Here is a 26,166-nt window from a genome sequence, read left to right on the forward strand (position 1 = left end):
GAAGTCTGCATAGAGGGGCCCGCCATGGCATGCATTGGTTCTGCATGCCATGGCAGAAGCATTCAGGCCATGTCGTTCTCGTCTTCAGCAACGGTGAACCAGGGGAAGTACTGGGTGCGCCGCTGCCAGCCTGACGCGGTAACTACCCGATGAACACGCCCGACGGGGTCGTACAAATGGGTATCGGCGAACAACCCGGCGCGGGCACTGTCGTCGTGGACATGACGCCAGTCATCGAGGTAGTACGGCAACCAGGTACGCACGGGCTGGCCTTTGTTGTCGTATTCGGTCTTACCGGAGACAGCCCAGCGCTGCTGCACGTGCCGCACCAGCGCTGCGCCCGTCGCGTCGTGCTCAAGGCTGCCCGTGGCAGTGCGCACAAACGCTTCACCGGGGGCTCCCAGCACGGAGGTTTGCAGCAGACGACCCGCGCCGTCGCTGTGGGTCACGCTCAAGCGCAGCTGCTGGTCAGGGTCGTCGTCGTAGCGGTCAGTCTGCAAACTGATGATATGCGGCGGCTCGCGTCCTTCGAGGTAGTGTTCGGCAGGCAGGTTGCCGGCCTTGACTAGGCGGCGTAGCGCCAGTTCGCCCATCCGCGACGCCAAGGGACGCCCTTGCCGATCGCGCGCGTAGGGCATCCAGCAATCGCTCACCACGCGATGCGCCGTGGCGACCGGAACCTCGCCACCTTTGAGTGCCAGGATGTCCGCCATGCTTGCCGGCAGAGTGAATGCCCTGCCGCTGCGGTAGCCGACTGGCTGGCCCTGCTCGGTACCCAGAAAATGGGTTTGCCTCACCCGCCCAAAAACGTCGAGGTCTACCTGACTCACGTTGTCGTTGGGATCGGTCAAAGTTACCGGCGTCAGAAACCGCCAATCATGTTGCAAGGTGGTTTCCAGGCCGGCGGCATCCGTCAGTTTGCGCACCTGGACTGCGTGAGGGCTCCAGTCGACAACAAGCGCGCCCATCAGCTCATTGGCACGCACTGTGGCAAGGCGATGGAACTGCTTCGGCCCGTGATAGCTCGCCAGCTCCTGACGGCTGACGAATACACGTTTGCCATCTTCTGGCAGGGCAACCAGATGATAGCCAGCGTCGGTGTGCCAATGCGCCAGCTCCTGCGGCGCGAGGTGATCCTCCAGTGCCGTCAGCATCGCGGGCTCAAGCATGGCGATTTCGCGGTAACTCACCAGCGCCTGGCGGCTGGGTAGCGGGATCGGCCGACCCTGCGCATCACACCACTGCACGCGTTGATAACCCGTCAACGTCGCGTCATCCAGGCTATCCAGCGGGCTGCCCAGCGCCAGCAGAGACTCGACAGAGAACCCACCATGCGGCACCACATTGTCTGGCACCGCCAGCACATCGCTGCGGGTCGCATCGATCAGCCCACAACGGTGTTCGTGCCCCCGCTCCAAGTGCCGTACTCGAAGGCGCCACAGCTGCAGCCAGAGGGTATCCTGCTGGGGGTCGCGAGCATCGGCCTCCAGCCCTTGGGGCAGGGTGTCGGGGTAAGGTGAGGGGAAAACAGCGCCACGGCGCGGGTAATGCACTTTCGCGCGTTGAAGGATATGGCCGTGCTTGTCTTGGTGCAGCACCAGCGATTGCGTGATGACGGGGTCCTCGGCGATGCGTTCGGTCGTGAACTCAATCGTCTCCACTGCCGTGACCAAGGCGGCCGGCCTGTCTGCGTGCGCCGTCTCATAAACACGTACCTGCCAGCGCTCGCGAAGAATGGTGTACGGCACATCGGCCCGCTCGTCGTTGTCCAGGCCGTAGATTTCGCTGCGTACCTGAGCGCCCCTCACGGCCCGAAGCAGCCATCGACGGGCGGCGCCCTGCGGTTCATAGGGCACCTCACGATCGCCTTCAAGTCGGGTGAAGCGCAAGGGGTGCCAGGCAAAATCAGACTCTGCACTGCGCGGCCCGGCAAAACCCTGTGGGAGGACGCTGTCTTGCTCTTCGAGCCCACTGAGAAACCAGCGCCGCGCCTGCGCCGGTGGTGATCGCTCGGCGGCCGTGCCTTGGGCATCGCTCATCGTGTCAGTTTGGAACACCTGCATGAAACCGCGAAATTCACGCTCCTGCGGGTCCCAGACGGCACCCCGATAGCGCAGGCCACTGACCGTGCGCAGGCCACTGATATCGTCCACCGTGGTCACTTGTGACAGGGTATGCACCGGGAAGGGCAAATGGCTGATCGCCGGTTTGCCCTGTCCCTCGCACTCGGTCTTTTCATCCAGCCAGGCCTGCGCTGAGCTGCGGTAGTCGAACAAGGTGCGGCTGCCCGTATTGGAGCACACTTCGGCGAGCAACCAAGGACGCCGGTCGTTGAAGCGGTACACCCAGCTGCGAGGCTGCGGGTGGGGCAGGCTCATTACCAGCTCTGCGGTGCCCTGGCCGCGCAAGTCGACCAACTGCAGCTTGCAGCTCGCATCCAGCATCACGCCTTCCGGGGGCGCGATGGATTCACCTTCGACGAAATAGTTGCCGTTCTGGCTGACAAAGACGCGTATGCGGTCATGTTCCACATAAAGCAGGTCCGTGGTGCCACTTCCGTCCGTGTCGCCGAGCAATACGCGCGAGGCGTTGAACTGCTCGATGGCAAAACCCGGCATGCTGACAGGCGCGGCAAAGCGACCATGGCCAAGCATCGGCCAATAGGTGACACCATTGCCGGTAACCTCGACCCATTGCTGCAAGCCAGTGCCCGCCAGGTCGGCAAAGGCCACGAGCCGGTGGTCGCCGCCTGCCAGGGGCAATGTGGGACCGGACGGGATCTCTTCTACCGGGCGCCAACCTGCCCCCCGTACCCGGGACGACAGGCGGACGCTGCGCGGCCCGATCATGACGACATCCAGGAGGCCGCCACCGTTGAGGTCGACCAGTTGCGCAGCACTGTGTGCCAGCTCGCTCGGCATCGCGTCGGCCGCGAGGAAATCACGCCACTGGCCGTCCGGGTTAAGGGTGAAGCTGCCGCGTAGCCCGGGCAAATTGACCAGCCACCGGGGCATGCCGTCACCGTCCAGGTCAGCCAGCACGCCTGTGCCTGATGTGGGAGCAGCCGGCAGTGGCTGCGCCTTGCTCCAGCTTACCGCATCCGGGCCTGCATCACTGTGTCGCTGCGGCGCGCGATACCACCAGGCTCCCGCTTCCTGATACAGCAAGCCGGGTAGCCCTTCCCCGTGCAAATCCGCCAACTGCCAGTGCGGTGCGCTGAAGCCATCAAGGTCGGGCAATGCATCCCAGCCTACCTGCTGGCCGCCAGGACGGCTCGGTTCGAACTCCGTCGGGGGTAGCGCTTGCGCTGTGCCATCCGCCCCATAGCCAACCTGTTGTGCCGCCACCAGCACCGACGCAACACCCGAGGCTTCATATTCGAGGTGCAATCGGGAGACCAGTTGGGGACGGGGGTCCGGCCGCCCTTCCAGCATGTGAACGCGATGCCAAAGCAGCATCCCGTGGCAGAGGCGTCGAACACGTTTGTCAAAGCCCCAGCGCCAGTATGAAAGACAGTCCTGACGTACCGGCCAAGCTGCCTGAACCTCGAACGCTGGCGGTGCGCTCAGGTCCACACCCCGCTCACCGTAATCCAGTTGCATCACGGTCATGAAATCGTCGGCATGAAAAGCCTGCTCCGGTATCAGCAGCGCCATGCGCGCGGTGGCATTCATGGCGTGCACTGCAACCAGATAGCTGCCGGTCCCCTGCGGATGCATGGCACGTTCGTGCGCATCGCAACCGGCATGGTCCTCGCTTTGGTAGCGGTAGATGATATGTTCACCGGTGGCACTGACAATCTCTTCGGCATACCAACAGGCAACATGCGTCGGTGCACCCGGCTCGACCAGGCGTGCGGAAGCCGACCAGCCAAACAGGGTGATACGGCCATCATCGTGGTACTGCAGCCAGAACCCGGGGGATTCAGGGTTGGCGAGCGCACGCCAGTGCTCGAGTCGTTGGTCACGACCACCACTACGCGGCACCCAGGCAGTGACCATATGAGCGGCCGGCACATCGGAGAACGGCAAGCTGGCGACCTGGCGCGGGGCGCCTTTGTCGAGCAGGATCTCCTCACCGTCGGGGCCGAGTATACGGTCACTGCTGGTGTAACGCGGGATACCCAAGCGGTCCATGCGGCAGATCGAAGGCGGGGCGCAGAGCCAACCGGCACCAAATGCACCGTTGCCCCCTGAAGAACGGTAGGTCAGGTTCAAGGATGGACTGAGCTCGCGCCCGACCGGCAATGGCAATGGCAATGTCCACCCAGCGGCGCCATCGGCGTTACCAGCAGACAGCATGCCGCCGCCCGCCGACACCGTGCCGCCGCCCTTGGGCAGAGAGGGTGGAGTGAACACAGGTTTACCGCTCGCCCCTGCGGGGCCGGCAGGCATATCGATCATGACATGGCTCCTTCACGACCCCTACGCGCTGGCGTAAAAGTCAAGAAACGGGAAGACAATGCGCCTCAGCGAAGGCACCTGGGTGCCTTCGCGCAAGCGCTCAACGAACGGTGAATTGCACGTGCAGAATGATGTCGCTCAGCCTTTCTAGCAGCGTCCGCTGCTCGCCCTGTGCGTGAGGGAAGTTCAAGGTCATCAGCGTCTGGTCTTCTTCATCATTCGCCTTGGCAATGTGCAGCCCTTCGAAGGGAAGCAACTGCGCTGCCTGGCGCAACGGCGGGTACCCGTTGAGTTGACTGAACAGGCCGTTGTCCTGTGTGGCATGCGAGATCTCGATCCGATCACAACCGGCAGGCAGGCCCCGGGCATCGGTCAGCAGCCGAGCATGGACATCCTGGTAAGGACCCATCACGGCTGGCATCGACACTGCGATGCTGCGGATGCGCCGCGACTCTGCGTCGTCGAAACCTGCCGCCAAGTTCAAGGATTTCAGGCTGAACTGGATCGACAGCACGCCGTCCATCGCCAGCGTCAATTTGGCGTCTGAAAGCGTAGAAACGACGTCCTTCTGGCGAAGGGTGGCCTTGATCGCATCGCTCAAGCTAACGGACTTGTCCTGCGCGGTGAGCTTGCCGTCGAGGAGCTTGGCCAGGGACACCGTGCGGGTCACTTCGCGTTCGCGCTTCTGCCACTTAACCCAGGCCGTTTCCATCTGCCCCAGCGCCAGCATCAGCCCTTCGCCACACAACAATCCCGCCCAAGCGCTGCTCCAGGTGCCGGTACGCAGGTAGGTGGCGGCATCGCCTTTCTCCCATTGCAACGCCTTTTGCGCCATCAGGCAGCGCGATACCGTGAGGTCGTAATAGGTGTAGAAAATGCTTGCCAGGCGTGAGCGCACCCAGCTGTACATGGCCTTGCCGGTGAATTTACCCTGGTAAAGGGCAAGTTGTGCCTGGGCATGTGCAGCTTGGGTCTGCAGGTGCGCGATGTGCATCTGCGCAGAGGTCTCACGTACGCCCAGAGCATCGAGTTGCGCCTGCACGGTATCCATCTGCTTTTGCGCCGATTCATATTGGAACTTCCAGTCAGCACGGCGGCGTGCATAGACTTCCTCCTGGCTAATCCGCGAAGCAGCGATGCCGAGCGCTTTCGACACCGTAGAAAAACCGTACGCCACTGCCTTCAAGGGATCTTCCGGATGTCCGCCACCATTGGCTAGCCCAAAGATCTTTGGAAACGCGGCAACGACGGCTGCCCCGGCCATGAACGCTGGTTCAGCAGCAGCGGCTATTTCCGACCCGGTTCTCAGACGCAGCGCCTGGCTTTCTCGGGCAGAAACATTGTCTTCGTACAACTCAAGGTAATGATCATGACTGGCCCTCGCCGCCGCGAGGGAACACTCCAATGTCGCGCGGTCGGCAGCCAATTCACTGAGTGTTTGCCTCAACAGCACTACATTGTTGTCGGCAAGCTCCGCGCCCTGGCTCACCAGCAGACCTGCCAACGCCTCGGCATCCTGGCGCTCGAGAATACCCTGCATCGTGCTGCCAAATTGAATGAGCTGGGCGGCCATGCTGCGGGCTCCATCAAGCAAGACGCTGAAGCGCAGCGCTGGCACTTCGGTGATAGGCATGAGCTCGCGCTCGCCCCCCGCCGCCGCTGCCACTGCCGCCGCCAGCAGCGCTCTAGGGTCGGCGGGTGTCGCATACAGCGGCAAATTCAGTGGCTGGCCATCGAGGGTGAGGTTGTGACGTAGGTTGTATTGACGGATGCGCAGCCCTTCCCAGTAACCGAGCATCGTCCGATTGACCTCCGGCCAGAACTGACTTTTCCCAGAAGCTGCGGCCTGCCCCAACACCGGTTCACCCCAGCCGGTGGACACTGGGGTCCACGGCGCATCACCCAGCAGGGTCAAGGCACGCTGGTACCAGACCTTCGCTTCGCTGAGGGTGTCGCGTTCGAGCTTGCGGTAGGCTGTATCGCCGCGGCCAATACAGATGTCCAGCAGGCGCATGAAGACATTAAGTTTGTAATGCATCGGGTTGTTCTGAGCGACGGCGTCCGGGTCAAGAGACTGCAACGGCTCGTCATTCCAGCTGCTGCTTTCCTCCAGCGGCCGTACATTCCACAGCCTTTGCGTGCTGATGCCGTCCTGGCTGTAACCTGCTGGATTAAAGATGCGCGACAGCCACTGTTCGGCGAGGTCAAAACGTTCCTCCTGCAGGAAGCGCTGCATCACCATCATCGGCGAGTAATAGAACAACTCCCAAAAGTACAACGCGTTGGCACCCGTGAAATCCATGCGTGTATTGGTGTTGCGCCTAAAGGCCTCGACCTTGAACACATTGTCCTTGGATAGCTTGATGCCACCGACCGAATTGGTTACAACGTCAGAATCTCGCAGGATTGCAAGGTTCGCCCTACTGATCATGATGCTGAAGCCGCCGACGGCGGTGTGGTGCACCGCGGGGTATTGTGTTTCCAGGTGGAAAGCTGTTTGACCTGAATAGACCTGCGATCGGTCGAACACCAGGTCGGCAACTGCCATGGCGGTGTGACTGAGCTGACCCTGCCAGAGCAAAAGCCGCTTACGCCCGGTGTTCAACCAGACCCTCGCCCAGCGTTCACTACCATGATAAGACGCCTTGTACTTCGGCAAGGTGAGACGTACCTGCACGCCAGTTTCCGGCTCGGGTATTTGCTGGGTGTCGTACGCCAGGATGGTGTCGATACCCAACACAGCCCTCACCGTCAGCTCCTTTGCGAACAACGTGTTGAGGCGAGTTACGTGTCCTCTGTGCGCCAGGTACTGAGCCCCTTGGCCGGTGGTACCGATAATGGCGGTTTTGAGCGCGTCGACATCCTTGTAGACTTTGACGCGGTACTCGCGAGTATTGCCGCTACCGAACTGGAGGACGACGCGATGCAGGGCCTCGTTTGCCCCGTTCCACTCGCTAATGTCACCCACCTCGGCAGTCAGGTTGAACAGTACCGTCCCTCCCCCCTGCCTCAAATCAAAGTCTCTGTATGCGCTCATGGTGGTCGAACGCTTACCATCAACGCTGTAGATCCGGCAAGACACCAGATCAGCAGGTACAGTGCTTCTCAATACATTCTGATAGTCCTGAATTTCAATGTTTTCTTCCACAAGGCCATTCGGGTAGTCCAGTAAAGTTATGACACTTGTGCGCGCAAGCGAACCCTGTTGCGATTTGAAATCCACGGTGTATAACAGGGGCGAAGCAGTACCGTGTTTTAATTTGTAACGCCCCACCTGTGCAGGGCCTAGCGCACCACTTACTCTTTTCCAACTCGCCGATTGCGCGCCAGACGCCCCATCCGCCACTGAATGAATATCGCTCACTTGCGAATTTGCAAAATAACGCCTCATACGCTCGCCGGAAACACACAAGTAAGCCCAATAGTCAGAACCTTCCTTGCACACCAATAATGCACCATTGCGACTACGTAACAACGCCCGTATGGGCTGCCGCGGCTGCAGGAGTGTCGAGTATTCGGCAATCAATGCCTCTACCCATCTGTTATCGATGCGCGGGCGCCGGGCGGCGACTGTTAATAGGGTACGCAGGTGCAAGGCGTAGGTTGCTTCATTGCCTCCAACCTTATTGACGACCTTGGCTTCCTTTAGTTGAGCATCAAATTTAGTAAAGACTGAGGGTATTTGATTGTTGGGGACCACTGACAAGCGCTCTTCCGCATTCACCTCTCCCAGCCCTTCAAAGATTGCGCTAATGCCTAGGTGGTGGCGGGTATCCAACCAGTGTGGAACATGCTTCAAGTGGTCGTCGAGCGTCGTCAGCGTCTCGCTGCTGAGGTTTTCAGTAATGCACAAGCCGGTAACGGCGGAGATTGTGTCCCCTTCAGCATTGCCGAGGGTATACACTCCCATCAGCAACCCATCGCGCTCTGGCCACGCGCAGAGGATCAGGGAAAGGTTGTCCAGCTTATACGCTTGGGTTGCATCGACCTTCAGCGGGTAACCGACGGGCACACTCCATCTGCCATCGTAACGCAGCCAGGCAAGTTTGAACGACCACTTCTGTTCTTGTAGTAATGGCGTACCGTCGGCGTTGCGACTGATCACCTGCTCCTCGCACTCGACCCAGCCTAGATGCAACCGCCCACGGAACACTACAGGCCGTATCAAACGGCCTTGCACTTGTGGCGCCAACTCAATCTTCGTCCACGCCTTCCATGCATTGGCGGGCAGCACACCGTTCTTTGCGCGCTTGGCTTCATCCACCGTGCGCCACCAGTAGTGCCGAGGCTCGCCGCGGCTGCGGCCGACAAACCAGCATTTGCCCAGGATGGCATCGCGGCTGTCGTGGTAGGCACTGATGGTCTCGAGGTTGGCGACCTCCTCGAACGCACTGAGGTAACCCTGGAACGCGTCGCCCACCGTATCCTCGTTGATCTGAGCCTGCCCCAACGCCTGCAGCATGTCGTCCATCGCCTGGGTCTGCCCCAGACGAATCGTCGGGTCGATGTAATTCTCCGGGTAGTACGTGAGCATTTTCCCTGCCGCCCAAGTTGCGTAGGTGGCATTCCATCGCGTCCAATCCCGGAAGAACGGACGCTTCAGGGCCGCATGCTGAATAGCGTTTGAATCTTCCGGTGACGACAAGTTGCGGTGAATGAACTGCTGCAACGCCGCCATCGCTTCGGCGATACGGCTGCTGATCACGTGTTCGGAGTTCAGCACATCGATCAGCAGATGCTCATTCAAGGACTGGACAGTGTGGTTCTGCTTAGCCCCGAGTACGCCGGTAAGCGCCAGGCTGAGCGGACGCTCGGTGGCGGCATGCGCCAGTTTTGCCTGCGATGGCTTCAGGCCGGCATTGAACGCATCTGCCACCCGCCGCCAGCTGTCCCAGTCGGGGGCAGGGGCCAGGAGTTCTTCAAGCGTATCCGGCGTTACATTATAAGCTTTGGCCAGGGTCGCCCACTGCAGCAGCACTTCGATTTCCTGCCAGCTCTGCACCGTTTTCGGTGCCCGCAAGCTCCCTTTGCCATGGGCATGTACGGCCGCTTGCTCCAGTGCCGCCTGGGTAAAGCCAGAGGTCAACGCAAGTTGTGCCAAGGGAACGCCTTTGGCAAGCGCCCCTAACAGTGCACCGCCCATTCCGGACGGGTCCGGCAGTTTGGTCAGCCACGTGCTGAAGTTGCAGAGGTGGATGATGGTTGAGACATCACGTGACAAAACAGCACTGGCATGGTCTCCTGCGCCGGCCAACCGCTGCGGTTGATCTACAAACAGCTGCAATGCATCGCCTGTCAGGCCAGACCCATGAGCAATCATTGCCATCTGCGCGAGTCCGTAGGCAAAGTCAATGACGCTACGCGCATGTGCTGCGGGTGGCTGTGCCTTGCGCAGGTGGTCGCAGGCCCCTTCAAGCGTTAGCCCCCCTGGCTTTGCCTTGTCCGCCCAATTCAACAAGGCCTGCGCCAAGGTGTCACCACTCAGGTTGAACGTCGACGCGATCAAGGGTGAGACGAGACTGACGTAACCCTGCTCAGCGCTCTGTTCTAAGGGCTGCGCGGCACTCACGGTGGCCCGGATTGCGTCGAGCAGGTTGTTGATTTCGGTACTGGCCGGGATCGTGTTGACGCCACGCGTCATCATGTCCAAGTCCTGTACGCTCCAGCCGCGTGCCTTCAACCAGTCGGTGGTCCTGCGCAGGCGCTGCAACAACTGCCGCCAACCTTTGGGTTGCAACCTATGCATCCCGCGGGGCTCACCCATGATCTGTAATAACAGGCGCAACTCGCCGGGGATCAAACCATGATGCCGCGCCCACAGGCTCAGGGTATACAGTGCGGACAGCTGGGACAGATTGGCGTCGATGCCGACGGCTTCCAGCTCGTAGGCGCTGATCAGTCTGCCCAGCTCATACAACCCTTCATCGTCGGTACGGCATGCACGCTTCAGGGTTGCCTTGACCTGGGCGTGCTCGTTGGCGAACTTGGGATGAAGCAATAGCCGCACATTGGAGGGGTTTAAACCACCCTCAAGTAACGGTGGATCATTGAACAGACGATCGAACTGGCTTTTCTCACTTCCGGAGACCGTCAGGGATATCAAGCCCCTCGCCATGACCATCGCGTCTTGATGGTCCATACCGTAGCGCCTGACGGAATCGGCGGTAAGGTAAATAGTAGCCAGCGTCTCATCGGTAATCTGCGTGGGATTGACGCTTTGTATGATGTGGTGCAGTGCCTGCGCAGACAGCGCGGTGATCTTATGCAGGCGAATGTTTTTGTTGAGCGTCAGCATATAGGCGGCGGCCGAAGAACGCCCGTAGCTCACATTTACCGTATGAGTATGGGAACCGCCTCCATCGGCACGAGCCTTCCGCCAAAAGGTTTGCAAAACCGACGTTGGTGGTACACTTTGCCACTCGAATGTCTTCCGGTACTCGGTATTGGGCAAAAATACCGAAAGACCAAAATCACTGGGCGATATCGTCAGCGCCAGGTCCTGACTGACGCTAAAGTGCTCAACTTGCCAAACTTTTAAATTGAACGCCAACTGCCAAAGGTTGCCAGCCAACGGATATAATCGGACATAATTGATAAAAGCAGACGGTGCACTCAGGCTCACTTTGACGATTTCCTGGCCCACGCGCGTCGTCAGCGTTCGCTGTTGATACTCCGTGTTATCCAACGTACCCATGAAACTTTGCAGGTCTGCGTCCGACACGCTGAACCAACTGCGCAAACGTGAAGGCTGCAGCATCGATTCTGGCGTCATGCCCGGGAAGTACTTTGTGAACTTCTCATCGGCGTTGGCTTCATTGATCGCGTCCGTCAGCAACGCTCGCAGTGCCGGCGAAATAGCATAACGAAGGCAGGCCAGCGAGGTGTCATCCAGGTATTTGGCATACTGTGGCGCCGCCTGCAGATGCGAGAAATCCGAATCGTTGAGGGCAAAGGCCTGGCACAGACGACTGTGCTGAACATGATAGGGCGTGCCACTGGTACCCACCTCGGTAGCCAGCGCCTTGTGCACTTCATCATCGCTGAGCGTCGTTCTGTTGGAAGGGGCAAGCGCTTTGCTTGCGCTGCTGAGCAGTATTTCATTCGACAGGTTCAACGCGCTGATCGGCGTGTCAAGGTTCTCCTGACTTAACAGCAACTGCTTCAAGTCTGGGCGGCGATCGTCGATGTGAAAGGGGCTGCTTTCTGGATACAGACTCTTCGCCTGACGGTAGAGCTCGACGGCGTACGCTGCTGGCGAGAACATCGAGGATACCTGCCCAGGGGCGCTGAATTGTTTCGCGCCCGTGTCGCGCCAGTCGGGCTTGACGGAGAGAGATCTCGTCATTAACTGGGGTGCTTCTTGTACTTGACGAAGTGCAATGGGTACCAGTGGAGACACTTGGATGATAGCGTTTTTTCCATCAATCAACTGCGTGTCACACGCCTTGCGTACTTCTGCGTGCAACTGCTCGGCATCCTCTGCATCCATCGGAGTGCTCAGTTGTTCGTGCAGTTCGTCGAGCGAAAGCTCACCCAGCTGCGTCAAATAATTTTCGCCCTTGCCGGCAATCAAGGAATTGAGTCGATCAGAATACTGCTCAGCCATGACAACACCTCGTAAAAACTACGAACTCATAATGAGTTCAATTCACGTGAGCAGCCATGAACTATGACGCCCCCGTTCGTTTACAGCGAAAGTCATGGGAGACATCATTTAAGGAATGTTAGAGCGCGCCAATAGGGAAACTTATACCCCCGAAAAATACCGTGTAAGGTTAATCCAAACCCGGCTTCTTCTTTTTCAACAAAAGGTATGTATTAAGCCGCCAAGTTCTACTTGACGGCGAGTCTGTGCAAGCTGACAGCACAGTCGATGGATTCAGCGCAGAAGGGCCTGAATTTGCTGGTGCAGGGTATCCAGGTCAAACGGCTTGGCCAGAATTGGCGCCTTGCGGGCAATCGGGCTACCCGACTCCAGGATCTCTGCCGGGTACCCGCTGATGAAGATCACCTTCAAATCGGGGCGCAACTTGACTGCAGGCTCGGCGATCTCCACCCCGGAAATACCGCCCGGCAAGCGAAAATCGGTCACCATCAAATCCAGGTGCGGCTTGCTCGCCAGGATCGCAAACGCCTGTTCACCGTCTTCGGCCACCAGCACGTGGTACCCCTCGCCTGCCAGGTAATCCCGCAGGATCATACGAATCGCCGGTTCGTCCTCGACCACCAGCACCACATCTTGTGCATCTTCACTCATGACAACAACGCCTTGGAATTCATACAGTTGGCCATCTGACCCCCGGCTCAGGCAGAGGTTGCTCGCACCGGGTCTTTTTGTCCTTTCAACCGTGTCAACGGTAATTGCAGGCTGAACGTGGCGCCCTTGCCCTCTTCACTTTCGACCTGGATCTGCCCGCCGTGGGCCTGCACGATCTGCTCCGAAATATACAGACCCAACCCCAATCCACCACTGGCCTGTTGCGTGGCCACACGCTCGAACTGCTGGAAGATCCGCCGTTGGTTGGCTCCGCTGATGCCGATACCCTGGTCCTGGACTTGTACCCAAGCACTGCCCTGCTGCTCGAATACCCGTACCGCGACCGGCTGGCGTTCGCCATACCTCAATGCATTGGACAACAGATTGGCTACTACTTGTTCAATCCGGAATTCGTCCCATTCCCCCTGCAGTGGCTCGCAGGGTTGCAGCTCGATGTGGGTGTCCAGCGCCGTGGCCTGGGCGGCGAAGTTCTCCACCAGGCCGCGCACCAGTTGGCTGAGGTCGAACACTTTGGGCCGCAGCGACAATTTGCCGGTGCGGATGCGCGAGACATCAAGCATGTCCTCGATCAGCCGAATCAGGCTGTTGATCTGCCGCTCGTCACGCTCGACCATGGCCTGCAGCTTGTCGGCGCTGAACGCGTCGAGATTGCCGCGGGCCAGGTGCATCTTGCGCAGCTGGGTTTCCAGGATCAGGCCGTTGAGCGGCGTGCGCACCTCGTGCGAGACGATCGACATGAAGTCGTCGCGCATACGCACCGCATGTTCTAGTTCGCCGCGCGCCACTTGCAACTGGGTCAACAGCAGCTCCTGCTCCTGACGGCTGCGTTCCAGCGCCTGCAACTGGCGGTCGAGCACCTTGCGCTGGCGGTACAGGTCGACGAACACCGAGACCTTGCTCTTCACCGCCAGGGTCTCGAGCGGCTTGTGCAGGAAGTCCACCGCGCCGCTTTCGTAGCCTTTGAAGGCGTAGTTCATTTCTCGCCCGGCAGCGGTGACGAAAACGATGGGGATATTGCGGGTCTTTTCCGTGCCACGCATCAACTCGGCCAACTCGAAGCCGTTCATGCCAGGCATTTGCACGTCGAGGATCGCCAGGGCGAACTCGTGCTCCAGCAACAACGACAAGGCCGCTTCCGCAGACTGGGCCTGGTGCACCTCGCGGTCATCGCCCTGAATCAGGGCGCCGAGGGCCAGCAGGTTTTCCGGCAGGTCGTCGACGATCAGCAGTTTGGCGGGAGTGTGGCTTAGCATGCGCTGGATTCCAGGGTAGCGAGCAACTGCCCGATACCGCTCAGAGAAAGAATATGGTCGGGCTGGTGCAGGGCCAATGCGGCCTCCGGCATCAGCGCCACCTGGGCATCGCGGGGGTCCTGGACCACGGTCCGGCCGCCGCTGTTCTTGATATAGGCAAGGCCTTTGGCGCCGTCTTCATTGGCCCCGGTCAGCAAGATGCCAAGCAGGCCGTCACCGTACGCATCGGCCGCCGAGATGAACAGGAAATCGATTGCCGGGCGGGAGAAATGCACCGGTTCCTCCTGGCTCAAGGACAGGCGCAAATCCTGCTCCACCGACAAGTGATAACCCGGCGTCGCAACGTAGATCTGCCCTGAGGCAATGGCTTCCTTGTCGCAGGCCTCGCGCACGGGTCGGTGCAGGCGACGCGCCAGTACTTCGGCGAGGTGGCTATGGCGGTCATCCGGTAAGTGCAGCACGCACAGCACCGGCGTGGCAAATGCCGCTGGCAAGCTTCCGAGCACCTGGAACAGCGCCTGCACGCCGCCCGCCGAGGCACCGATCACCACCGCGCGTACGCCGTTCATGATTTTCGGTAGATCCGTTCAGGCTTGACCAGCGGCTCGAAGCGGTCGCTGTATGCCGAGAAATCCACCGACTCCTTGCTGCCCAACACCAGGAAGCCGCGGTGGCACAACGAGTCGTGGAACAGCCCCAAGGCCCGATCCTGCAGGTCCTTGTTGAAGTAGATCAGCACATTGCGGCACGACACCAACTGGGTTTCGGAGAACACGCTGTCGGTGGCCAGGCTGTGATCGGCAAAGGTCACGTTGTCGCGCAGGCTGCTGTCCATGATGGCGTTGCCGTACGCTGCGGTGAAGTACTCGGCAAAGTCGCGCCGCCCGCCGGCCAGACGGTAGTTCTCCTCATACTCGCGCATGCTCTGCATCGAGTAGATACCCTGCTTGGCCTTGTCCAGCGAGCGTGGGTTGATGTCGGTGGCGTATATGATGGTGCGTTCGAGCAGGCCTTCCTCGCGTAGCAGGATGGCCATTGAGTACACCTCCTCACCGGTGCTGCACCCGGCGATCCAGATCTTGATCGACGGCCAGGTGCGCAGCAGCGGCACCACCTCAACGCGCAGGGCGAGGAAATGGCTCGGGTCGCGAAACATCTCGCTGACCGGGATGGTCAGGAACTGCAACAACTGCATGAACATGCCCGGGTCGTGCAGCACCCGTTCCTGCAGGGCAGACACCGTCAGGCAGTCGAACTGGCGCAGGGCATGGAGGATCCGGCGCTTGATCGAAGCGCCGGAATAATTGCGGAAATCGTAGCTGTACTTGAGGTAGATCGCCTCGATCAGTAGCCGGATCTCGATGTCGGTGTTGCGCTCGCTAGTCAAATTCGCTCCAGTTGCGGTAGCCACACGCGGATCAACGAGAACAGACGGTCCAGGTCGATCGGTTTGGCCAGGTAATCATTGGCACCCGCCTGCAGGCAGCGCTGCTGGTCGTCCTTCATCGCCTTGGCGGTCACGGCAATGATCGGCAGCTTGCGCCAACGCGCTTGCTGGCGGATCAGGCGAGTGGCCTCGAAGCCGTCCATTTCCGGCATCATCACATCCATCAGCACCAGGTCGATGTCGTCATGCTGCTCCAGGCGCTCGATGGCCTCGCGCCCGTTGCGGCCGATCTCGACGATGGCGCCCTTGTGCTCCAGGGCACTGGTGAGGGCGAAGATATTACGCACATCGTCGTCGACCAGCAGTATCTTGCGGCCCTCGAACACCTTGTCGCGACTGCGTGCGGTCTTGAGCATGCGCTGGCGTTCATGGGACAACTGCGATTCGACTTTGTGCAGGAACAGCGTCACTTCGTCGAGCAGGCGTTCCGGCGAGCGAGCGCCCTTGATGATGATCGAGCGCGAATACTTGAGCAGGTCGGTCTCTTCTTCGCGGGTGAGGTTGCGCCCGGTGTAGACGATCACCGGCGGGAACGAGCGGATATCCTCGGCGGTCATGCGCTTGAGCAGCTCGTTACCGAGCATGTCGGGCAGCTTGAGGTCGATGATCATGCAGTCATAGATGTTCTCGCGCAACAGCGCCAGGGCATCCTGGGCCATGGCCACGGCGGTGATCTCGACATCGTCGTCACCGATCAGGCGGGCGATGCTCTCGCGCTGCAGGTCATCATCCTCCACCAGCAGGATATGCTTGAGCTTCTGCGTCAGCTTCGCTTCCAGGCGGGCGAATACTTCCTTGAGCTCTTCACGGCTGGTCGGTTTGACCGCGTAGCCCACCGCGCCCATGTGCATGGCCGCCTCGACGCGGTCTTCCACGGAAATGATGTGCACCGGAATATGCCGGGTGGCGGCCAGCTCTTTCAAGCGCTGTAGCACGGTCAGGCCGGAGTGGTCGGGCAGGCGCATGTCCAGCAGGATCGCATCGGGGATGAATTGTGCGGCCAGCGCAAAGCCCTCGTCCGCGCCCTGGGCCACCAGGCAGCTGTAGCCCAGCTCGTGGGCCAAGTCGAAGAGGATGCGGGCGAAGTTCGGCTCGTCCTCGATCACCAGGATGCACCGGTTGTTGAACGGCGCCCGCTCGCGGTCGTCGGCGAACGCCGGTGCCGCCAGTTTCGGCGCCACGGCCGTGGCGACCTTGGGGGCTGGTGGCAGGCTGTCTACTGCTGGGCGCAAGCTCAGGGCCTCGAATTCATCGGCCTCGGCCTCGTAACGCTCCGGAACGATCAGGCTGAACACGCTGCCCTGCCCCGGGCTGCTGTCGACGCTGATTTGCCCACCCAGCAAGTGCGCCAGGTCGCGGGAAATCGACAGGCCAAGGCCGGTACCGCCGTAGCGGCGGTTGCTGCTGCCGTCGACCTGGTGGAAGGCGCCGAAGATCGCCTGCTGCTGGTCGGCGGCAATGCCAATGCCCGAATCGCGGACGGCGAAGACGATGCCGGTGCCCGCTTGGTGGCTGATGTTAAGGCTAACCTGGCCGTGGTCGGTGAACTTGATGGCGTTGGACAGCAGATTCTTGAGAATCTGCTCCAGGCGCTGGCGGTCGGTGAACAGCGTGACGGGCACCTGCGGCTCGACCTTGACCTCGAAGCTCAGGCCCTTGTGTTCGGCCAACGGCAGGAACATGCCGCGCAGGCCTTCGACCAGGCGCTCCAGCTGAGTGGTTTCGGGGCGTACTTCAAGCTTGCCGGCCTCGACCTTGGCGATGTCGAGGATGTCGTTGATCAGGTTCAGCAGGTCGTTGCCGGCCGAGTAGATGGATTCGGCGAACTTGACCTGTTCGCCACTGAGGTTGCCCTCGCCGTTCTCGGCCAGCAGCTTGGCCAGGATCAGCGAGCTGTTGAGCGGGGTACGCAGCTCGTGGGACATGTTGGCGAGGAATTCGGACTTGTACTTGCTCGAACGCTGCAAGTCGTCGGCGCGGGCCTGCAGCTCTTCCTGGGCCTGGCTCAGTTCGTCGTTCTTGCGGTCCAGGGCATCGGTGCGCTCGGACAACTGCTCGTTGGTCTGCTCCAGCTCCGCCTGTTGGGTTTCCAGGTGGGCCTGGGACTCCTTGAGCACGCGCGACTGCTCTTCGAGCTCTTCGTTGGCGGTCTTGAGCTCTTCCTGCTGCACCTGCAGTTCTTCGTTGAGCTGTTGGGTTTCGGCCAGCACTTCCTGCAAGCGCTGGCGGTAGCGGGCGCTTTCGATGGACATGCCGAGGTTGCCGCCGACCCGCTCCAACAGCTCGTCGTCACGCACCTGCAGCGGGCGCAGGAAGCCCAGTTCGACAACGCCGTTGATCTGGCCGTCGTCGCTGGCTGGCATCAGCAGGGCGCTGCGCGGGAGCCCGTTGCCCAGGCCGGAGCTGAGGCGGTAATAATCCTCAGGCAAGTCGTCCAGACGCAACAGCCGGCCCTCACGCACCGCTTGGGCGAGCAGGCCATCGTGGGCCGCCAGCACCTGCTCGCGCGCCTGCTCTTCGGCGTCCAGGCCGTAGCTGGCCACCCGTACTAGACGGCCATGGCCATCGCGCACGTACACGGCGCCGACCACGCTGCCCAGGTAGCTGGCGAAGAAACGCAGGATGTTGTCGCCCAACATCGGCAGGGTCAACTGGCCCAGCACCTGCTCGGCCAGTTGGGTCTGGCCGTTGCGCAGCCAGGCCTGGTGCTCCAGGCGTTCGGCCGAGCGCTGTTGGGCCTTGAGGTTGTCGTCATAACTGCCCGACAGGGCCAGCAGATCACGCCGGCCCAAGTACGCCAGCAGTGCGCTGAGGCCGACGATGAGCAGCACGAAGGCGGTGATTGCGGTGACCGTGACTGAACTGACCTTTTCATTTCGGGTCATGCGCAATTGCTGTTCGGTACCGATCAGGTCGTCGAATTCCTTGCGGATCTCGTCGGTAATGCGCTTGCCACGGCCGTTGCTGACCGATTCACGGTAATCGCCACCGTTACGGCGCTGGTTGATCATTTCGCTGCCGAAATCATTCCAGGCCTGCTGCAAGGCAACCAGCCGATCAATGCGGTCGACCTGCTGCGGGTTGTCCTCGACCATGCCACGCAAACTGTTGAGGCTGCCCTGAATCTTTGGCTTGGCCACCTCGTAGGGGTCGAGGAAACGCTCGTCACCGGTGATCAGGAAACCGCGCATGCCAGTTTCCATGTCGATCGACAGTTTCACCGTCTCGTTGGCATTGCCGATCACCCGATCGGTGTGCTCGACCCATTGCATGGCCGAAAGCAGGTAGCTGATCACCGCGACAAAGGCCACGGCACCGAGCAGGCCCACCCCCAGGGGCAGGCCAATGTTGCGGCTCAACAGCTTGCGGAAGCTTTGCTGGTCCATCGAGGCTGCTTGAATCATGTGAAGACGCCCGAGCGAAAAAAGTCCATTGAACGGTGTGGCGGAAATTGTCTCTGCTGCATGCCGCCGCGCTCACCGGTTAACAAGCGAGTCTAACCAGCTTTGCCGGCTTCGGCAGGGCATTTAGCCAGTATTTGAAGACAGGGTTCGTCAATCGTTCCCTCCTTTTGCAACGATCGGTATCCTGAGGGAACTTCTGCCGCCGCCTGGCGCACAGAATAAAGACATTCTTCTGGTACAGGATCACACAATGCACCTCTTGGTAGTCGAAGATGACGACATCGTCCGTATGCTGATGGTCGAAGTGCTCGACGAACTGGGCTATACGGCCATCGAGGCGGACTGCGCCAATGCTGCACTGAAGATTCTAGAGGATGCCGACCAGCCCTTGGCGCTATTGATGACTGATGTCGGCCTGCCGGACATGCGCGGCGAGGAACTGGCCGCCAAGGCGCGTGAACTGCGGCCGCTGTTGCCAGTGCTGTTCGCCAGCGGCTATGCCGAGAGCCTCAATGTCCCCGCAGGGATGCACATGATCGGCAAACCGTTCAGCATCGATCAGTTGCGTGACAAGGTGGTCGGAATTCTGGGTACGGCCTGACAGCCATCCAGCTCTACAATTCCCGCCGCAACAGGTAGGTATCCATGATCCACCCTCTGCGTGCTCTCGCCTCTTCCCGCACCGCCATGATCCGGGCCTTGACCACTTGCAATGGCCCGGCAATCAACACCTCGTCATCCGTCCCCAGGTAAGCGCCCCAGTAGATCACCAGCGCTGGATCCTCGAGGGCGGCAAATGCGCACTGGCCATCGAGCATCACCACCACGTTGTCGAGCCTGCCCTGCTCCGCCAGGCGGCGGCCTGGCAGTACCAGTAGCGGCTCGCCAACGCGGTTGAGTGGCACTTGGTGTCGAGCTGCCAGGGCCTGCACACTGCTGATACCGGGGATGACCTCCAGGCGCAACGAGACGCCACGCTCGCGAACCAATTGGAGAATGCGCAAGGTGCTGTCATACAGGCCAGGCTCGCCCCACAACAGGAACGCGCCTATGTCCTCGGCGCCCAGCTCATCGAGAATGAACCGGGCATACAGCGCAGCTCGCTGGCGATGCCAGTCCTGGACCGCGGCCACATAATCGCTGGCCTCGACATCGCGCTGCGGGTCCGCTACCTGCACCAGGCGATAGCCACCTTCGGGCCGGTAGCGGTCGAGCATCGATGTGCGCAGGCGTACGAGTTCATCTTTGTCCGAGCCCTTGTCGAGTACGAAAAACACCGTGGCGCGGTGCAGCGCTTCGACCGCTTCATAGGTGACCTGACGCGGATCACCCGGGCCAATGCCTATCAACAGCAATTGTTTCATGGCACCGTCCGGTGTATCGGCTACAGAATAGAGAAGTTATAGCTGACAATAACCCGGGTCTCGTCCATGTCCCGCGCCCACTTCTCGTAGTTGCTGCGGTACGTGGAATTGCGCAGGCGCACGTTGACATCCTTGAACGTGCCGCTTTGCACCTGGTATTTGAACTCGGTGTCGCGCTCCCATTCCCTGCCCTCGGCGTTACTGCCCGGGACCTTGACGTGGTCACCGTTGATGTACCGGGTGAAAAAGGTCAAGCCATGCACGCCGAGGGCCTTGAAGTCATAGTCGTAACGCAGTTGCCAGGAGCGTTCCTGGGCGGCGGCGAAGTCGTTGACCTGGGCATAGTTGACCAGGTAGGGGTTGCTGCCGTCGAGGTACGGCATGGCGCTTTCGCCATACATGCGCTGCCAGCCTACGCTGAGCCTGTGGCCATCCAGACTGTAGCCGAGCATGCCGCTGAAGGCGCGGTGGTCGATTGCGCCCGCACGGGCATTGCCGATGTCGTCACTCTTGATCAGGCGCAGGTCGGCCGACAGGTTGCCGACCGACAGTGGCTGGCTGGCCACCAGGCCGAGAAAGTGCTGGCGATAGATGTTTTCCAGCTTGGCCACTTGGTACTGGGCACTGAGCCGGTCATTGAAGCGATAGTCGAGCCCGGCCAGGTCGAAGTGGTCGGCTTCGATATCGCAGGCATAGCGCTTGTTCTTGCAGTGCACGCGAATGTCCTGGCGATCAGTAGAATCGCGTGCGGTGTAGGTGTTCAGCCGGGCCAGGGTGAATTTCAGGTCACGCACTTCCTCAGAGGTGAGCATGGCGCCGTGAAACATCGTCGGCAACAAACGACCATCGTTGTACTTCACCAAGGGCAGGTCCGGCATCATCGAGCCGTATTTGAGCACGCTGTTGGACACCTTGACCTTGGCCGCCACGCCCACTTTTGCGTATTGGTCGGCGGAATGTCGCGGGTCATGCCCTGAAGACGGCAGCAAACCGCTGTTGCTGTCCGCAGGGCTGGAATCGAGTTTGAAACCGAACATGCCCAGCGCATCCACGCCAACGCCTACCGGGCCCTGGGTAAAACCGGACTGTACATTGAGAATGAAGCCTTGCGCCCATTCTTCCCGCTTGGACGCGCCCTGGCTGGAACTGCTGTGGCCGTCACGAAAATCCCGGTTGAAGTAGACATTGCGTGCTTCGACCGTGGCGCGGCTGTCTTCAAGAAAACCGGCGGCCTGGACTTGTGTGCCGGTGCACAACAGCAACAGGCCGGCAACACGGCGCCCGGAGGCGAGAGGAAAGGGGGCAAACATGCGAGGGAACATCCAAAGTAAGGCAAATAATCAAGACGTAACGAATCACTGTCACGCTGAGGCGACGCGGCCGAACAACACCCGGCCATCATCTGAAATGATCGCGCAAAGGCTCTGGCACAGGCCATTGGACCATGGTCTAGCGGCGCGAGAGTGCGCCGCTAAAAACGCTCGAAATTACCGCGCGAAAAACTTGCAAAGTTCCCGTATTACTTGGAAAAGTTTGCAGTTTACCCAACTGCTACTAATGTCTACACTCGATATCAGCGAACAGTTTCACCCACCCGCGTGGCCGGCGTTATTTGCCTTCAATGTTCGTCACGCCCCGCCACGGATGACGTACAGGAGTGATTACAGTGTCCAGACTTGCAGAGTTTCGTGCTGCCGAAAAAGCGCTCCAGGAACAGATGGCTCAACTGGAGGCGCTGAAAAAGGATGCCGGCCTAAAACGCGAAATCGAATTCGAGCAGAAACTAGTCGGCCTGATGAAAAGCTATGACAAAAGTCTGCGCGATATCATCGCCATCCTCGACCCCAAGGCCGTGACCCGAGGCGCAGCCAGTGCACCGAAACAACAGCGCCGACCGCGCGTGGTGAAAGTGTACGAGAACCCGCATACCGGTGAGCTGATAGAGACCAAAGGCGGTAACCACCGCGGCCTCAAGGCGTGGAAAGAACAGTATGGGGCGGGCACCGTGGAAAGTTGGCTGCGCTGATGAAACGTCAACGCGTGCTTCACACTTTTTTCACAAGGGCTGGCTCAATATCGAGACAGCTAAAGGATTAGCGACCCCATCACGCGCCCGCACATGCGGGCCTCTCTTCCAGCGCCCTGCCTTGTGCAGGGCGCTTTCATTTGCGCAATCGCTTCACTGCCGTATCATGGCTCGCCTGTCTTTTCTGCTGGCCCCGGTGCCAGCCTCGACTCTGGAGCACCCATGAGCCTGCACGATCTGCAAACACTACCAGGCGTCACAGCACAGCCTGACGTTGCCACCGCCAAATTCGTCTTCAACCACACCATGCTGCGGGTCAAGGACATCGAGAAATCGCTGGATTTCTATACCCGCGTGCTGGGTTTTCGCCTGGTCGACAAGCGTGATTTCCCGGAAGCGGCCTTCAGCCTCTACTTCCTGGCCCTGGTCGACCCAGCGCAGATTCCCGCCGACGACGCCGAACGCCACCAGTGGATGAAGTCCATCCCTGGCGTGCTGGAGCTGACCCACAACCACGGCACCGAAAACGATCCGGAATTCACCTACCACAACGGCAACACTGACCCGCGCGGTTTTGGTCATATCTGCATTTCCGTACCGGATGTACGCGTCGCCTGCGCCCGCTTCGAGGCATTGAACGTGCCGTTCCAGAAACGCCTGGCCGACGGCCGCATGAATCACCTGGCGTTCGTCAAGGATCCGGACGGTTACTGGGTCGAAGTGATCCAGCCAGCCGAGCTCAAGGGCTGATTCACCGGTACGCGCTCGTCGGGCCGGGAACTCCCGGCCCCTCGCTGTGGTATATGAAGGTAAGCGCTTCACTAGCCACAGCGAGGTAAGGACGATGCAATCTCTTCACTGTGAATACCGCGACCACACCATCACCGCCAGTGTGATGCCCCATCCCGACTGCCCCCTCCCCTATGCCGCCGGCTGCCTGATCACCGATCCGCAAGGCCACACCAGCAAGCGGATTTCAATGCCGATGAAGTTTTTCTCAGACCTTGAGAATGCGCAGCATGTCTCATTGGCCCATGGCCGCGCCTTGGTGGATGAACAGTTGGACAAGGGGCATAAAGCGTTTTGACGTGTTGTCGGTGCCGGCCTAGATATCGCGTGCGTAAGCCACTGCAGCGTCAACCTGTTCCTGCGTAGGCCGCACCCCGGTATAAAGTACGAATTGCTCCAGGGCTTGTAACGCAATGACCTCCAGCCCAGTGATCACCGACTTGTCCAACGCCTGTGCCCGGCGAATCAGCGGTGTATTCGCCGGCATCGCCACCACGTCGAATACCCACTCGGCCGCTGCAATGGCGTTTTCACTGAATGCCAGCGCTTCGGCCTCTGGCCCTCCCGCCATCCCAATCGGCGTCACGTTCACCAGCATCGGCGGGCACCGGTCCCCCAGCTCGGCGACCCATCTATAACCACAGGCATCCGCCAGTTGTCGCCCGGCCTGCTCGTTGCGGGCGACGATGATGCCTTCGCTGAATCCGGCATCACGCAGCGCGCTGGCGACTGCCTTGGCCATGCCGCCACTGCCGCGCAAGGCGAAAGCGGTGGCCGGATCGACCTCACGTTGTTCGAGCAACTGCCGTACCGCCAGGTAATCGGTGTTATAGGCCTTCAGATGACCATCACGATTGACCAGCGTGTTGACAGACTCGATGGCAGCAGCTGACGGATCAACCTCATCCACCAACGCCATGCAAGCTTCCTTGTAGGGCATCGATACCCCACAACCGCGAATGCCCAGCGCACGAATCCCCGCCACAGCGGCCGGCAAGTCATCGGTGCTCATCGCTTTGTAGTAATAGTCCAGACCCAACTGCTGATAGAGGTGGTTATGGAAGCGCACACCGAATGTCCCGGGCCGGCCGGCCAAGGAAATGCACAGTACCGTGTTTCTGCTGGGAGTTACCAACATAACCTGCTCCTAATCCATAACTGAATCGTTTATTCAGCGTATCAGACCGCACTGCTTGCTGCCCTTCAACCTTGGGTAACCGTTGATAAAGCTAATGAGCACTATTGAGCGAGTTGATTTCAAAGCCTGCTGGCTGCTGCGTAAGGTAGGGCCATGTTTTACAGGAGGTCCCCATGGCCACTATCCAGATCATGTCCGTCATCGGCAGCGCTGTTCCCCCTACCCTGCGTGAAAAAGGTTTGCTGGCTTGCTGGTACCTGATGCGCAACGGCGAAGCGGTGAGCGGCCCGCTGGCCACCCGAGCCTCTGCCCAGGCACTGGCCGAGCAATGGCGGGACAATCGCTTGATCGCCTGACCGAATTTGTTGTGCGTTGCTCCCTACGCGTGTTCTGACCCGCCCTTTGGCGGGTCTTTTTTTGCCGCCACAAACCGACGAACGGGACCGGACTAACCGTTACAGCATGAAGCTTTTTTCATTTCGAAGGGCAAGTACAACGAGCATTCGACAGCCGTTCGGCCATACTCCAGAATGCGAGCGGTTTAAAGGGGGAAACCCTCGCACAGCCAACGACATACCAACTTTTAGTGAGCCTCATTGTGAAAACATCCCTGTCCATCCTCAGCCTATTGCTGTTGCTCACAGGTACAGCGACCCTGCCGTCGACCGCTGCTGCACAACCCCCAGCCCAGAATCAACGCGACCCTGCCAAGCTGCATCTGGCCTCAGGCAGCGCCTTGCTGATCGACCTGAACACCAACCAGGAGCTGTATTCCAGTCACGCCGACCGTGTGGTGCCGATCGCCTCGGTGACCAAACTGATGACGGCGATGGTGGTGCTGGATGCCAAGCTGCCGATGGACGAGATGCTCACCATGACCATCGCTAACAATCCGGACATGAAAGGCGTCTATTCGCGTGTGCGCCTGGGCAGCGAGCTCAACCGCCGCGAGACTTTGCTGATCACCTTGATGTCGTCGGAAAACCGCGCCGCCACCGCCCTGGCCAACCACTACCCTGGCGGCTATCCGGCCTTCATCAAGGCGATGAACGCCAAGGCTCGCAGCCTGGGCATGGCGCATACCCGCTATGTCGAACCGACCGGCCTGTCGACGCAGAACGTTTCCAGCGCTCGCGATCTCGCCAAACTGCTGATGGCGTCGCGCAAGTACCCGATGCTGAGCGAGCTGTCGACCACCCGGGAAAAAACCGTGGCCTTCCGCAAGCCCAACTACACGCTGGGCTTCCGTAATACCGACCATCTGGTGAACAAGAGCAACTGGGACATCAAGCTGACCAAGACCGGGTTCACCAACGAGGCTGGCCATTGCCTGGTGCTGCTGACGCGCATGGACAACCGCCCGGTGGCCATGGTGATCCTCGACGCCTTCGGCAAGTACACCCATTTCGCCGATGCCAGCCGCATGCGCCAGTGGCTGGAGACCGGCGCGGCCAAGCCGGCGCCGGCGGTGGCGATGCAATACAAATCGGATCGGCAGAACAAGAGCCGCCTGGCCTCCGATTGAGGTGATCGCGCCATTCGCGGGTTACGCCGCGAATGGCCTGCACAAGCCACTCAAGCCTGCGTGCTGACCATCCCGCCAGCGCTGCTGCCACCAGTCTTTTGCAAGGCCTCGAGCAACTGAGCCGTCGCCTGCATGATTTCGCCATTGATTGTGGCAATGCTCGCCTGCTTGGCGCTGACCAGTACAGTCTTGGTGGTTTCTTCCATCTTCTGCGCCATCAGGTCGGCAAGTTGCTTTTGCTCTTCGGCCATCTGCTTCTGCAGCTTTTTGATCATCTCGCGCAATTGCGTGATATGCGCAGGCTCGGAGCTCCCGCCGCTTTCCTGAGCACCCTGCGCGCCGCCGCCTGCTTGGGCCTTGCTGGTGTCCGTCGATGCGGTCGACGACCCACTCTTCTGCGCATCCTCGGTCTTTTCCGTTTCGCTGCTGGCAGCCTGGGCGGTAGCCATTGATTGCGCCGACACGTTGTTGATGGTGATTGCCGCAATACCGGTCATGTTCTTTTCCTTGCTTTGAAAATGGGTCCATGCGTTAGCTTG

At 60.1% G+C, this 26,166-nt stretch carries 17 protein-coding genes; 6 read left to right on the forward strand and 11 right to left on the reverse strand.

Annotated features, from left to right (window positions below):
* Positions 1-62: 62 nt before the first annotated feature.
* The 7 genes from ACZ6YA_RS23725 to ACZ6YA_RS23755 all read right to left on the reverse strand — a co-directional run bounded on the left by ACZ6YA_RS23725 (position 63) and on the right by ACZ6YA_RS23755 (position 18,785).
* Positions 63-4,403 carry a SpvB/TcaC N-terminal domain-containing protein gene (locus ACZ6YA_RS23725; protein ID WP_465899960.1) on the reverse strand — a complete coding sequence of 1,447 codons (4,341 nt, stop codon included), beginning with the start codon at positions 4,401-4,403 and terminating at the stop codon, positions 63-65.
* 100 nt (positions 4,404-4,503) lie between these two features.
* A complete protein-coding gene (locus ACZ6YA_RS23730; RefSeq protein WP_465899962.1) occupies positions 4,504-12,009 on the reverse strand; it encodes a Tc toxin subunit A-related protein in 7,506 nt (2,501 codons plus the stop codon).
* A gap of 273 nt (positions 12,010-12,282) precedes the next feature.
* Positions 12,283-12,660 carry a response regulator gene (locus ACZ6YA_RS23735; protein WP_401077337.1) on the reverse strand — a complete coding sequence of 126 codons (378 nt, stop codon included), beginning with the start codon at positions 12,658-12,660 and terminating at the stop codon, positions 12,283-12,285.
* A 47-nt stretch (positions 12,661-12,707) separates the two neighbouring features.
* Complete coding sequence (locus ACZ6YA_RS23740) at positions 12,708-13,934, reverse strand: hybrid sensor histidine kinase/response regulator (protein WP_465899964.1); 1,227 nt, start codon at positions 13,932-13,934, stop codon at positions 12,708-12,710.
* Positions 13,928-14,503, reverse strand: coding sequence for a chemotaxis protein CheB (locus ACZ6YA_RS23745; protein WP_465899965.1), 576 nt, complete (start codon positions 14,501-14,503; stop codon positions 13,928-13,930). Before ACZ6YA_RS23745 ends, ACZ6YA_RS23740 begins: the two co-directional genes overlap by 7 nt.
* Positions 14,500-15,321, reverse strand: a complete 822-nt coding sequence (locus tag ACZ6YA_RS23750; protein ID WP_465899967.1) for a CheR family methyltransferase — start codon at positions 15,319-15,321, stop codon at positions 14,500-14,502. The genes ACZ6YA_RS23745 and ACZ6YA_RS23750 overlap by 4 nt, the downstream gene beginning before the upstream one ends.
* Positions 15,318-18,785 (reverse strand): response regulator, encoded by a 3,468-nt coding sequence (locus ACZ6YA_RS23755; RefSeq protein ID WP_465899969.1) that lies wholly within the window; start codon positions 18,783-18,785, stop codon positions 15,318-15,320. The genes ACZ6YA_RS23750 and ACZ6YA_RS23755 overlap by 4 nt, the downstream gene beginning before the upstream one ends.
* Before the next feature lie 250 nt (positions 18,786-19,035).
* Between ACZ6YA_RS23755 and ACZ6YA_RS23760 the strand changes: the two genes are divergently transcribed.
* Positions 19,036-19,386, forward strand: a complete 351-nt coding sequence (locus ACZ6YA_RS23760; protein WP_465899971.1) for a response regulator — start codon at positions 19,036-19,038, stop codon at positions 19,384-19,386.
* Between the two features lie 13 nt (positions 19,387-19,399).
* On the opposite strand, the gene cobF is transcribed toward ACZ6YA_RS23760, so the two are convergent.
* Together cobF and ACZ6YA_RS23770 are read right to left on the reverse strand one after the other, a co-directional pair.
* Complete coding sequence (gene cobF / locus ACZ6YA_RS23765; RefSeq protein WP_465899973.1) at positions 19,400-20,149, reverse strand: precorrin-6A synthase (deacetylating); 750 nt, start codon at positions 20,147-20,149, stop codon at positions 19,400-19,402.
* Between the two features lie 20 nt (positions 20,150-20,169).
* Positions 20,170-21,459 (reverse strand): OprD family porin, encoded by a 1,290-nt coding sequence (locus tag ACZ6YA_RS23770; RefSeq protein WP_465899975.1) that lies wholly within the window; start codon positions 21,457-21,459, stop codon positions 20,170-20,172.
* Between the two features lie 356 nt (positions 21,460-21,815).
* Between ACZ6YA_RS23770 and ACZ6YA_RS23775 the strand changes: the two genes are divergently transcribed.
* From ACZ6YA_RS23775 to ACZ6YA_RS23785, 3 genes are all read left to right on the forward strand, one after another.
* On the forward strand, positions 21,816-22,175 hold the full coding sequence (locus ACZ6YA_RS23775; RefSeq protein ID WP_465899977.1) for a histone-like nucleoid-structuring protein, MvaT/MvaU family: 360 nt from the start codon (positions 21,816-21,818) through the stop codon (positions 22,173-22,175).
* Between the two features lie 222 nt (positions 22,176-22,397).
* Positions 22,398-22,925 carry a lactoylglutathione lyase gene (gene gloA / locus ACZ6YA_RS23780; protein WP_465899979.1) on the forward strand — a complete coding sequence of 176 codons (528 nt, stop codon included), beginning with the start codon at positions 22,398-22,400 and terminating at the stop codon, positions 22,923-22,925.
* 94 nt (positions 22,926-23,019) lie between these two features.
* The gene (locus tag ACZ6YA_RS23785; protein ID WP_403129613.1) at positions 23,020-23,262 is read left to right on the forward strand and encodes a hypothetical protein; all 243 of its coding nucleotides are present in this window, start codon (positions 23,020-23,022) and stop codon (positions 23,260-23,262) included.
* 18 nt (positions 23,263-23,280) lie between these two features.
* Here the strand turns inward: ACZ6YA_RS23785 and ACZ6YA_RS23790 are convergent, their stop codons facing one another.
* A complete protein-coding gene (locus ACZ6YA_RS23790; RefSeq protein ID WP_465899981.1) occupies positions 23,281-24,102 on the reverse strand; it encodes a shikimate 5-dehydrogenase in 822 nt (273 codons plus the stop codon).
* Between the two features lie 173 nt (positions 24,103-24,275).
* Between ACZ6YA_RS23790 and ACZ6YA_RS23795 the strand changes: the two genes are divergently transcribed.
* Positions 24,276-24,458 carry a hypothetical protein gene (locus ACZ6YA_RS23795; RefSeq protein WP_465899982.1) on the forward strand — a complete coding sequence of 61 codons (183 nt, stop codon included), beginning with the start codon at positions 24,276-24,278 and terminating at the stop codon, positions 24,456-24,458.
* A gap of 242 nt (positions 24,459-24,700) precedes the next feature.
* A complete protein-coding gene (gene pbpG, locus ACZ6YA_RS23800; protein ID WP_465899984.1) occupies positions 24,701-25,627 on the forward strand; it encodes a D-alanyl-D-alanine endopeptidase in 927 nt (308 codons plus the stop codon).
* Between the two features lie 50 nt (positions 25,628-25,677).
* On the opposite strand, the gene ACZ6YA_RS23805 is transcribed toward pbpG, so the two are convergent.
* Positions 25,678-26,124, reverse strand: coding sequence for a hypothetical protein (locus tag ACZ6YA_RS23805; RefSeq protein WP_465899986.1), 447 nt, complete (start codon positions 26,122-26,124; stop codon positions 25,678-25,680).
* Positions 26,125-26,166: the final 42 nt, after the last annotated feature.

Source organism: Pseudomonas sp. NPDC090752 (assembly GCF_055584805.1).

Bases quoted from the DNA above. Each gene is read 5' to 3' on its own strand.
- ACZ6YA_RS23790 (WP_465899981.1), bottom strand. From the start codon at position 24,102: ATGTTGGTAACTCCCAGCAGAAACACGGTACTGTGCATTTCCTTGGCC.
- cobF (WP_465899973.1), bottom strand. From the start codon at position 20,149: ATGAAACAATTGCTGTTGATAGGCATTGGCCCGGGTGATCCGCGTCAG.
- ACZ6YA_RS23760 (WP_465899971.1), top strand. From the start codon at position 19,036: ATGCACCTCTTGGTAGTCGAAGATGACGACATCGTCCGTATGCTGATG.
- ACZ6YA_RS23725 (WP_465899960.1), bottom strand. From the start codon at position 4,403: ATGATCGATATGCCTGCCGGCCCCGCAGGGGCGAGCGGTAAACCTGTG.
- ACZ6YA_RS23745 (WP_465899965.1), bottom strand. From the start codon at position 14,503: ATGAACGGCGTACGCGCGGTGGTGATCGGTGCCTCGGCGGGCGGCGTG.
- ACZ6YA_RS23795 (WP_465899982.1), top strand. From the start codon at position 24,276: ATGGCCACTATCCAGATCATGTCCGTCATCGGCAGCGCTGTTCCCCCT.
- ACZ6YA_RS23740 (WP_465899964.1), bottom strand. From the start codon at position 13,934: ATGCTAAGCCACACTCCCGCCAAACTGCTGATCGTCGACGACCTGCCG.
- ACZ6YA_RS23735 (WP_401077337.1), bottom strand. From the start codon at position 12,660: ATGAGTGAAGATGCACAAGATGTGGTGCTGGTGGTCGAGGACGAACCG.
- ACZ6YA_RS23755 (WP_465899969.1), bottom strand. From the start codon at position 18,785: ATGATTCAAGCAGCCTCGATGGACCAGCAAAGCTTCCGCAAGCTGTTG.
- ACZ6YA_RS23805 (WP_465899986.1), bottom strand. From the start codon at position 26,124: ATGACCGGTATTGCGGCAATCACCATCAACAACGTGTCGGCGCAATCA.
- ACZ6YA_RS23785 (WP_403129613.1), top strand. From the start codon at position 23,020: ATGCAATCTCTTCACTGTGAATACCGCGACCACACCATCACCGCCAGT.
- ACZ6YA_RS23770 (WP_465899975.1), bottom strand. From the start codon at position 21,459: ATGTTTGCCCCCTTTCCTCTCGCCTCCGGGCGCCGTGTTGCCGGCCTG.
- ACZ6YA_RS23730 (WP_465899962.1), bottom strand. From the start codon at position 12,009: ATGGCTGAGCAGTATTCTGATCGACTCAATTCCTTGATTGCCGGCAAG.
- gloA (WP_465899979.1), top strand. From the start codon at position 22,398: ATGAGCCTGCACGATCTGCAAACACTACCAGGCGTCACAGCACAGCCT.